The 1710-nt window shown below is 65.0% G+C and carries 1 protein-coding gene; it reads left to right on the top strand.

All coding sequences use genetic code 11. The features are described from left to right. The coding region (locus U858_RS0132980; RefSeq protein ID WP_025141340.1) for a potassium transporter Kup at positions 1–1649 on the top strand (1649 nt) is incomplete at its 5' end. Positions 1650–1710: the final 61 nt, after the last annotated feature.

Here is a 1710-nt window from a genome sequence, read left to right as displayed (position 1 = left end):
ACCGCGGCGAAGGCGGCACGCTGGCGCTGCTGGAACTGGCGGTGCGCAATCGCGATGGCAAGCTGCGCTGGGTGCTGATCGTGCTGGGCATTTTCGGCGCCGCGCTGTTCTATGGCGACAGCATGATCACCCCTGCGATTTCGGTGCTGTCGGCGCTGGAGGGGATCAGCATCGTGTCGCACACGCTGGATGCGTGGGTGGTGCCGCTGGCGCTGGTGGTGCTGGTGGCGCTGTTCGCGATCCAGTCGCATGGCACGGGGGCGATGGGCAAGCTGTTCGGGCCGGTGATGCTGCTGTGGTTCGGCACGCTGGCGGCCCTGGGCGGCTGGCAGATCTGGCAGACGCCGGAGGTGCTGGCGGCGCTGAACCCGATGTGGGGGCTGCGCTTCATTGTCGAGTTTCCGTGGATCAGCTTCGTGCTGCTGGGCGCGGTGGTGCTGGCGCTGACCGGCGCCGAGGCGCTGTATGCGGACATGGGCCACTTCGGCCGTCCGGCGATCCGCAGCGCCTGGTTCAGCATGGTGCTGCCGGCGCTGACGCTGTGTTATTTCGGCCAGGGGGCGCTGTTGCTTCGCGACCCGAGCGCCATCCGCAATCCGTTCTTCATGATGGCGCCGGAATGGGGCCTGGCGCCCTTGGTGGCGCTGGCGACGGTGGCGACGATCGTGGCGTCGCAGGCGGTGATTTCGGGCGCGTATTCGGTGACGCGCCAGGCGGTGCAACTGGGCTTCTGGCCGCGCATGCAGATTCTGCATACGTCGGCAATCGAGAAGGGCCAGATCTACCTGCCGCAGGTCAATGCGCTGCTGCTGTGCGCGGTGCTGGTGCTGGTGCTGCTGTTCCGCAATTCGGACAACCTGGCAGCGGCCTACGGCTTTGCGGTGACGGGCACGATGCTGACGACGTCGGTGCTGGCGTTCGCGGTGCTGCCACGCGGCACGACGGGGGCCAAGCGGATGCTGTGGTTCGTGGTGCTGGGCTTGCTGCTGCTGTTTGACGTGCTGCTGTTTTCGGCCAACGTGTTCAAGATCCACGAAGGCGGCTGGCTGCCGCTGGTGGTGGCGATCGTTGTGTTCACGCTGATGATGACGTGGCGGCGCGGGCGCCGGCTGCTGTCGGAGATGCAGCAGCGCGATCGCCAGCCGCTCAAGGAATTCATGGAGCAGCTCGAGGAATACCCGCCGTCGCGGGTGCCGGGCACGGCGATTTTCATGACGATGAATTCGGGGAATGTGCCGCCGGCCTTGCTGCACAACCTGAAGCACAACAAGGTGCTGCACGACCATGTGCTGTTCCTGACGATTCTGGTGGCGGACGTGCCGTACATTTCGCCGGAAGAGCGCTTTACGGTGCACAAGCTGAGCGCGTCGAGCTGGGCGGCGACGATCAATTACGGGTTCAAGGAAGATCCGGATGTGCCGGAGGCGCTGCGCCTGGTGGCGGAGGCATATCCGGAGCTGGATCTGGAGCCGATGCGCACGTCTTATTTCCTGTCGCGGCAGACGGTGGTGGCGGCTCGCAAGCCGGCTTTGTGGCGGTGGCGGCGGGCGGTGTTTTCGTTCATGGCTCGGAACTCTACGCGTAGTACCAAGTTCTTCAAGATTCCTGCGAATCGGGTGGTTGAGATGGGGATGCAGGTTGAACTTTAGGGTGGGTGGGGTGTTTGCGGCGGACGTAGGTTCTTAAGACGCCCGGCGCGTTGGCGGCTTG

The sequence above is a fragment of the Achromobacter sp. DH1f genome (assembly GCF_000633435.1).
In the GTDB taxonomy this organism is placed as follows: domain Bacteria; phylum Pseudomonadota; class Gammaproteobacteria; order Burkholderiales; family Burkholderiaceae_B; genus Achromobacter; species Achromobacter deleyi.
The sequence above is the reverse complement of the archived record's forward strand: the minus strand, read 5'-3'. Positions and strand labels throughout refer to the sequence as shown.